Below are 8,034 nucleotides of genomic sequence, written 5' to 3'. Positions count from 1 at the left end.
CCGGCCGGACGCCGGCGGACGGGGTGCCCGCAGGCGCACACCCCGAGTGGTCGACACTCAGCCCACCCATCCCTTGTGAACGACGAGGACGACGGAGTCCATGGACGACAACATCCTGGAGATGCGCTCCATCACCAAGACCTTCCCCGGCGTCAAGGCGCTGGAGGACGTCTCGCTGACCGTGCGACGCGGTGAGGTCCACGCGATCTGTGGTGAGAACGGCGCGGGCAAGTCCACGCTGATGAAGGTGCTCTCCGGCGTCTACCCGGCCGGCAGCTACGACGGTGAGATCGTCTTCGACGGCGACGTCTGCCGGTTCTCCGGCATCCGCGACAGCGAGCACGTGGGGATCGCGATCATCCACCAGGAGCTCGCGCTGGTGCCCTACCTGTCGATCGCGGAGAACATCTTCCTGGGCAACGAGCGCCGCGGCCGTGGCGGCCTGATCAACTGGCACAAGGTCAACGCCGAGGCCAGCGAGCTGCTCGAGTCCGTGGGCCTGCACGAGAACGCGATCACCCCCGTCGGGCAGCTCGGCGTCGGCAAGCAGCAGCTCGTGGAGATCGCGAAGGCGCTCTCCAAGGACGTGAAGCTGCTCATCCTGGACGAGCCCACTGCAGCGTTGAACGACACCGACTCCGCGCACCTGCTCGGTCTGATCCGCAAGCTCCAGGATCGCGGGATCACCTCGATCATCATCTCGCACAAGCTGAACGAGATCACCGCGATCGCCGACAACGTGACGATCATCCGGGACGGGAAGACCGTCGAGACGCTGAGCCTGCACGCCGGCGAGGTCACCCAGGACCGGATCATCCGCGGCATGGTCGGCCGCGACCTGGAGTCCTACTACCCCGAGCGCGAGTCGCACCCGGGCGAGGAGGTCCTCCGCGTCGAGGACTGGACGGTCAAGCACCCGACCCAGGAGCGTCTGGTGGTCGACCACGCCGACTTCTCGGTGCGCGCCGGTGAGGTCGTCGGGATCGCCGGGCTGATGGGCGCCGGGCGCACCGAGCTCGCGATGAGCATCTTCGGCCGCTCCTACGGCCGGCTGGTCTCCGGCAAGGTCTTCATGCACGGCAAGGAGGTGAAGACCCGCAACGTCACCGAGGCGATCGACAACGGCATCGCGTACGCGACCGAGGACCGCAAGAAGTACGGCCTCAACCTGATCGAGGACATCCGGCGGAACATCTCCGCCGCCGGCCTCGGCAAGCTCTCCCGCCGTGGCTGGGTGAACAGCAACGAGGAGACCAAGGTCGCCGAGGCCAGCCGGAAGAGCATGAACATCAAGGCGCCCAGCGTCTCGTCGATCGTGGGCAAGCTCTCCGGCGGCAACCAGCAGAAGGTCGTCCTGTCCAAGTGGCTCTACACGGACCCGGACGTGCTCATCCTCGACGAGCCCACCCGTGGCATCGACGTGGGCGCCAAGTACGAGATCTACACGATCATCAACGACCTCGTGGCGGCCGGGAAGGCCGTCGTGGTCATCTCGTCCGAGCTGCCCGAGCTGCTCGGCACCTGCGACCGCGTGTACACGCTGTCCGCCGGCCGGATCACCGGTGAGGTGCCGGTGCGTGAGGCCACCCAGGAGAGCCTGATGGCACTCATGACCAAGGAGAGGGAGCTCGCAGCATGACCAAGACCGTTCCTCCGCAGGAGGGTCAGACCCCGCCGAACGCGGACTTCACGCCCACGCCGGCCGGGCAGAGCGGTTCGGGCAGCATGCGCGAGCTCCTCCGCAGCAACCTGCGGACCAGTGGCATCTACGTCGCCTTCGTGGCGATCGTCGCCCTCTTCGCGTTCCTGACCGACGGCACCCTGCTCAGCGCCGGCAACATCACCAACCTGGTCCTGCAGTACTCCTACATCCTGGTGCTGGCCATCGGCATGGTCATCGTGATCATCGCCGGGCACATCGACCTCTCCGTGGGGTCGGTGGTCGCGCTCACCGGTGCCGTCTCCGCCGTGCTGGTCATCCAGCAGGGGTGGCCGTGGTGGGGCGGTGCCCTGGCCGCGATCGCCGTCGGCCTGGCCGTCGGCGCCTGGCACGGGTTCTGGGTCGCCTACGTCGGCATCCCGGCGTTCATCGTCACCCTCGCCGGCATGCTGCTGTTCCGCGGGCTGACGCTCCAGGTGCTGGACAACGTCTCGCTGTCCCCGTTCCCGGCGGAGTACCGCGAGGTGGCCAGCGGGTTCCTCAACGGCCTGCTCGGCGGCTACGGCTACGACGCCTTCACCCTGCTGATCGGCGGGGTGGCGGTGGCCGGCTACGCGATCAGCGGCTGGCGCTCCCGCGCCGCCCGGGTCCGCTACGGGCAGCCGGTCGAGTCGTTGGCGCTGTTCATCGCCAAGGTCATCGCTGTCGGCGTGGTCGTGATGGCCTTCGCCTGGCAGCTGGCCAACGCCCGCGGCCTGCCCATCGTGCTGATCATCCTGGGTGTGCTGGCCATCGCCTACGGCCTGATCACCAAGAACACCGTGTTCGGGCGTCAGGTCTACGCGATCGGCGGCAACCTCTCGGCGGCGACGCTGTCCGGCGTCAAGGTGCGGGCCGTCAACTTCTGGATCTTCGTCAACATGGGCTTTCTGTCCGCGGTGGCCGGGATCATCTACTCCTCCCGCTCGAACGGCGCCCAGCCCGCGGCGGGGGAGATGTTCGAGCTGGACGCCATCGCCGCCGCCTTCATCGGCGGTGCGGCGGTCACCGGCGGTGTCGGCACCGTGGTCGGTGCGATGGTCGGTGGCCTGATCATGGCGGTCATGAGCAACGGCATGTCGCTCCTGGGCGTCGACCAGTCGATCCAGTCGGTGGTCAAGGGCCTCGTGCTGCTGCTGGCCGTCGCCTTCGACGTCTACAACAAGCGGCGCGCCGGAGCGTCCCGCTGACGTAGGTCGCGGAGCCACCAAGTCGAGGGCGGCACCGGCGCCGTCCTCACCTCGAGGACGGCATCGGCGCCGCCCTCTGCTGAAGGAGGAACCGTGCTGCCCGATGGAGCGCCGCGCGCATCGGCACTGTCCGATGTCGCCGTGCACGCCGGTGTCTCGCACCAGACGGTGTCCCGGGTCGTCAACGGGCACCCGAACGTGGCCCCGGCGACCCGGGAACGGGTGCAGCGGGCGATCACCGAGCTCGGCTACCGGCCGAACACGGCGGCCCGCGCCCTGGTCACCGGGTCCACCCGCTCGTTCGGCCTGGTGACCTCGCACATCAACCAGTACGGACCGGCGCAGACGCTGCTCGGGCTGGAGAAGGCCGCCCGGGCGGCCGGCTACTCCCTCGGGGTGGCCATCCTCGACGACGACAGCGAGGCGGCGATGCGCGAGGCGGTCGACCGCTTCGTGGCGCAGTCCGTCGATGCGGTGGTCGCGCTGTCCACCTACGGCCAGGCGGTCGAGGCGCTGCGGCGGTTCGAGGCGCCGGTACCGCTGATCGCGGTGCAGGTGGGCCGGGACGAGTCCCGGCCCACCGTGTGGGTCGCCCAGGAGGTCGGGGCTGAGCTGGCCACCCGTCACCTGCTCGAGCTCGGGCACCGCACCGTGCACCACGTCACCGGGCCGCCGGACTCGCTGGAGGCCCGCGGGCGGATGGTCGGCTGGCGCCGCGCACTGGAGGACGCCGGCGCACCGGTCCCGGAGCCCCTGCACGGTGACTGGTGGCCCTGCTCGGGGCACGCGGCCGGCCGCGAGCTGGCCGCCCGGGTGCGCGCCGGGCAGGACGACGTCACCGCCGTCTTCGTCGCCAACGACCAGATGGCGCTGGGCCTGCTCAGCGCCCTGGCCGACGAGGGGCTGTCGGTACCGGGCGACGTCAGCGTCGTCGGCTTCGACGACGTGCCCGAGTGCGCGTACTTCACCCCGCCGCTCACCACGGTGCGGCAGGACTTCGCCGAGCTGGGCCGCCGCGGGGTCGAGCTCGTGCTCGCCCGGCTGCGCGGGGAGCCGCTGGAGTCCCAACCGGTCCTGCCCCAGCTGGTCGTGCGGCGGTCCACCGGACCGGCCCGGCAGACGGTTTGACGGAGCTTGTTGTTAGCGCTAACAATCCATCCGGTGCCGCGTCCCGCGGCGAACCGGTTCGCTGGGACCAGGCCCGTCACGGTGGGCGGAAGGGGCTCCTGACATGACGATGGACGCCGGCACGGCGATCACCTCGGGTCGCACAGCCTTGGGGATCGAGTTCGGATCGACCCGGATCAAGGCGGTGCTGATCGGGCCGGACCACGCCCCCCTCGCCGTCGGCAGTCACGACTGGGAGAACCAGTTCGTGGACCGGCTCTGGACGTACTCGCTGGACGCCGTCTGGGCCGGGGTGCAGCAGAGCGTCTCGGCCCTCGCCGAGGACGTACGGCGGCGCCACGGGGTCGAGCTCTCCGGGGTCGGCGCGCTCGGCGTCTCCGCGATGATGCACGGCTACCTGGCGTTCGACGCCGAGGGCGAGCTGCTCACGCCGTTCCGCACCTGGCGCAACACGAACACCGGCCGGGCAGCCGAGCGGCTCAGCGCGGAGTTCGGGTGCAACATCCCGCACCGGTGGAGCGTCGCGCACCTCTACCAGGCGATCCTGGACCACGAGCAGCACGTCGGCCGGCTCGACCACCTGACCACCCTGGCCGGGTACGTGCACTGGCAGCTCACCGGCGAGAAGGTGCTCGGCATCGGGGACGCCAGCGGCATGTTCCCGATCGACTCCGCCGGGGGCTACGACACCACGATGCTGACCCGGTTCGACCAGCTGGCCGCCGAGGCCGGGGTCGAGCTGAGCCTCGCCGGGCTGCTGCCCGGCATCGCCCGCGCCGGCCAGCCGGCCGGCACGCTCACCGAGGCGGGCGCGCGGCTGCTCGACCCGAGCGGGCGGCTGCGCCCCGGCGCCCCCGTCTGTCCGCCGGAGGGTGACGCGGGCACCGGGATGGTCGCCACCAACTCGGTCGCCCCGCGGACCGGCAACGTCTCCGCCGGCACGTCGATCTTCGCGATGGTCGTGCTCGAGCGGGAGCTCGCCCAGGTGCACCGCGAACTGGACCTGGTCACCACGCCGGCCGGTGACCCGGTGGCGATGGTGCACTGCAACAACGGCGCCAGTGAGCTGGACGCCTGGGCCGGGCTGTTCGCCGAGTTCGCTCGCGCGCTGGGTGTCGACGTCGACTCCTCGACGGTCTTCCAGACCCTCTTCACCGCCGCCCTGGGCGGCGCGAGCGACTGCGGCGGGATGCTCGCCTACAACTACCTCTCCGGTGAGCCGATCACCGACTTCGAGGAGGGCCGCCCGCTCTTCCTGCGGTCCCCGGACAGCCGGTTCGACCTCGGCACCTTCATGCGGACGCACCTGTTCGCCTCCCTGGCCACGCTGAAGATCGGCATGGACGTCCTGCAGAAGACCGAGGGCGTGCGGCTCGACCGGATGTTCGCGCACGGCGGCCTGTTCAAGACCGAGGGTGTGGCGCAGCGCTTCCTCGCTGCCGCCATCGACACCCCGGTCTCCGTCGGTGACGTCGCCGCGGAGGGCGGCGCCTGGGGGATCGCCGTCCTGGCCGCCTTCGCCGCCGGGCGCTCGCCGGAGCAGGAGCTGGCGGACTACCTGGACGCCGAGGTCTTCACCGACGCGAGCCTGACGACCGCCGACCCCGACCCCACGGACGTCGCGGGCTTCGAGGCGTTCATGCAGCGGTACGTCGCCGCACTCCCGGTGCAGCGGGCCGCCGTGGACCACGTGGACGTCGGCCATCGGCCGGCCGCACCGCAGACCGAGACCACCTCTGCCGCCGAGACCGAGGAGCAGCCGGCATGACCACCACCCCGACCCGCACCGAGCAGGGGACGCTGCGCGCCCAGCGCGAGCACGTCGCCCACCTGCACACCTACCTGACCCGCTACGAGCTGGTCACCTGGACCTCGGGCAACGTGTCCGAGCGGGTGCCCGGCGAGGACCTGTTCGTCATCAAGGGCAGCGGCGTCGAGTACGACCAGCTGACCTGGGAGGGCATCACCGTCTGCGACCTCGACGGCAACGCCGTCGACGGCGTCCGGGCCCCCTCCAGCGACACGGCGGCGCACGCCTACGTCTACCGGAACATGCCCGAGGTCAACGGCCAGGTGCACACGCACAGCACCTACGCCGCGGCCTGGGCGGCCCGGCACGAGGAGATCCCCTGCGTGCTCACGGCGATGGCCGACGAGTTCGGCGGGCCCATCCCGGTCGGGCCGTTCGCGCTGATCGGCGACGACTCCATCGGCCAGGGCATCGTGGAGACCCTGCAGGGGCACCGCTCGCCGGCGGTGCTGATGAAGAACCACGGCGTCTTCACCATCGGCCCCTCGGCCAAGGCCGCCGTCAAGGCCGCCGTCATGACGGAGGACGTCGCCCGCACCGTGCACCTCTCCCGCCAGCTGGGTGAGCCCAAGCCGATCGCGCGGGCGGACATCGACTCGCTGTACGCGCGCTACCAGAACGTCTACGGACAACGATGAGCACGAAGGAGCAGCAGGTGGCATTCGAGGGTTCGGAGATCTGGTTCCTCACCGGCAGCCAGGGGCTGTACGGCGAGGAGACCCTCCAGCAGGTCGCCGAGCAGTCGCAGCGGGTCGCCGCGACGCTGGACGGCGCCGACGCCGTCCCGGTCCGGGTGGTCTGGAAGCCGGTGCTCACCGACGCCGGTGCGATCCGGAAGATGATGGGCGAGGCGAACGAGGACCCGAACTGCCTCGGCGTCATCACCTGGATGCACACCTTCTCCCCGGCGAAGATGTGGATCACTGGGCTGGACGCGCTGCGCAAGCCGCTGCTGCACCTGCACACCCAGGCCGACGCCGCCCTCCCGTGGGCGACGATCGACATGGACTTCATGAACCTGAACCAGGCCGCCCACGGCGACCGCGAGTACGGCTTCATGCTCACCCGGCTGCGCACGCCGCGCACCACCGTCTCCGGCCACGCGAGCAACCCGCGGGTGCAGGCCCGGGTCGGTTCCTGGGCCCGTGCCGCCGCCGGTGCGGCCGCCGCCCGCGGCCTCAAGCTGGCCCGGTTCGGTGACAACATGCGGAACGTCGCGGTCACCGAGGGCGACAAGGTCGAGGCGGAGATCCGCTTCGGCATGTCGGTGAACACCTGGGGCGTCAACGACCTGGTCGAGGTGGTCGAGCGCGTGGGCGACTCCGCCGTCGACACGGTCATCGCCGAGTACGGCGACCTGTACGAGATGGACGCCGACCTGCGCCCGGGTGGCGAGCGGCACGACAGCGTCCGCTACCAGGCCCGGATCGAGGTGGCGCTGCGCCAGTTCCTCACCGAGGGCGGCTTCGGTGCGTTCACCACCAACTTCGAGGACCTCGGCGGCCTGCGCCAGCTCCCCGGCCTGGCCGTGCAGCGGCTGATGGCCGACGGCTACGGCTTCGGCGGCGAGGGCGACTGGAAGACCTCCGCCCTGCTGCGGGTGCTCAAGGTCGCCGCCCAGGGGCTGCCCGGCGGTACGTCCTTCATGGAGGACTACACCTACGACCTCGCCTCGGAGACCCCGAAGATCCTCGGTGCCCACATGCTCGAGGTGTGCCCGACGATCGCCGGGGACAAGCCGCGGCTGGAGGTGCACCCGCTCGGCATCGGCGGCCGCGAGGACCCGGCGCGGCTGGTGTTCACCGCCGCCCCCGCCGCCGGCATCACGGTGGGCTGGTGCGACCTGGGCGACCGGTTCCGCTGGGTGGCCAACGAGATCGACGTCGTCGAGCCGTCCGAGCCGCTGCCGAACCTCCCGGTCGCCCGGGCGGTCTGGGAGCCCCGGCCGGACTTCGAGACGGCGACCGAGGGCTGGCTGACCGCCGGCGGGCCGCACCACACGGTGCTGTCCACCCAGCTGGGGGCCGACGAGCTGACCGACCTGGCCGAGGTGTTCGACACCGAGCTGGTGCTCATCGACGCCGGCACCACCCGGCGCAGCCTGGCCAAGGAGCTGCGCTGGAGCGCGGCCTACCACCGGCTCAACCAGCGCCTCTGACGCGCGACGACGCCCCGGCCGGTTGCCCGGCCGGGGCGACGTCGTCAGG

6 protein-coding genes are annotated in these 8,034 nt (G+C 70.9%); all 6 read left to right on the top strand.

Annotated features, from left to right (window positions below; all coding sequences use genetic code 11):
• Window positions 1-100: 100 nt before the first annotated feature.
• The gene (gene mmsA / locus IN07_RS09285) at window positions 101-1,639 is read left to right on the top strand and encodes a multiple monosaccharide ABC transporter ATP-binding protein (RefSeq protein WP_036335385.1); all 1,539 of its coding nucleotides are present in this window, start codon (window positions 101-103) and stop codon (window positions 1,637-1,639) included.
• On the top strand, window positions 1,636-2,889 hold the full coding sequence (mmsB, locus tag IN07_RS09280) for a multiple monosaccharide ABC transporter permease (RefSeq protein ID WP_036335384.1): 1,254 nt from the start codon (window positions 1,636-1,638) through the stop codon (window positions 2,887-2,889). The genes mmsA and mmsB overlap by 4 nt, the downstream gene beginning before the upstream one ends.
• Before the next feature lie 93 nt (window positions 2,890-2,982).
• Window positions 2,983-4,017, top strand: coding sequence for a LacI family DNA-binding transcriptional regulator (locus IN07_RS09275; protein WP_036335383.1), 1,035 nt, complete (start codon window positions 2,983-2,985; stop codon window positions 4,015-4,017).
• Window positions 4,018-4,120: 103 nt separating this feature from the next.
• A complete protein-coding gene (locus tag IN07_RS09270; protein WP_036335382.1) occupies window positions 4,121-5,785 on the top strand; it encodes a xylulokinase in 1,665 nt (554 codons plus the stop codon).
• Window positions 5,782-6,465, top strand: a complete 684-nt coding sequence (locus IN07_RS09265) for an L-ribulose-5-phosphate 4-epimerase (protein ID WP_036335381.1) — start codon at window positions 5,782-5,784, stop codon at window positions 6,463-6,465. Before IN07_RS09270 ends, IN07_RS09265 begins: the two co-directional genes overlap by 4 nt.
• Entirely contained in the window at window positions 6,462-7,985 is a 1,524-nt protein-coding gene (araA, locus tag IN07_RS09260) for an L-arabinose isomerase (protein WP_052091068.1), read from the top strand. The genes IN07_RS09265 and araA overlap by 4 nt, the downstream gene beginning before the upstream one ends.
• Window positions 7,986-8,034: the final 49 nt, after the last annotated feature.

It is taken from the genome of Modestobacter caceresii, assembly GCF_000761485.1.
Classification (GTDB): Bacteria; Actinomycetota; Actinomycetes; order Mycobacteriales; family Geodermatophilaceae; genus Modestobacter; species Modestobacter caceresii.
The sequence above is the reverse complement of the archived record's forward strand: the minus strand, read 5'-3'. Positions and strand labels throughout refer to the sequence as shown.

What these genes read in the sequence shown, in the direction of transcription:
- IN07_RS09265 (WP_036335381.1), top strand. Translation starts at nt 5,782, where the DNA reads ATGACCACCACCCCGACCCGCACCGAGCAGGGGACGCTGCGCGCCCAG.
- mmsA (WP_036335385.1), top strand. Translation starts at nt 101, where the DNA reads ATGGACGACAACATCCTGGAGATGCGCTCCATCACCAAGACCTTCCCC.
- araA (WP_052091068.1), top strand. Translation starts at nt 6,462, where the DNA reads ATGAGCACGAAGGAGCAGCAGGTGGCATTCGAGGGTTCGGAGATCTGG.
- IN07_RS09270 (WP_036335382.1), top strand. Translation starts at nt 4,121, where the DNA reads ATGACGATGGACGCCGGCACGGCGATCACCTCGGGTCGCACAGCCTTG.
- mmsB (WP_036335384.1), top strand. Translation starts at nt 1,636, where the DNA reads ATGACCAAGACCGTTCCTCCGCAGGAGGGTCAGACCCCGCCGAACGCG.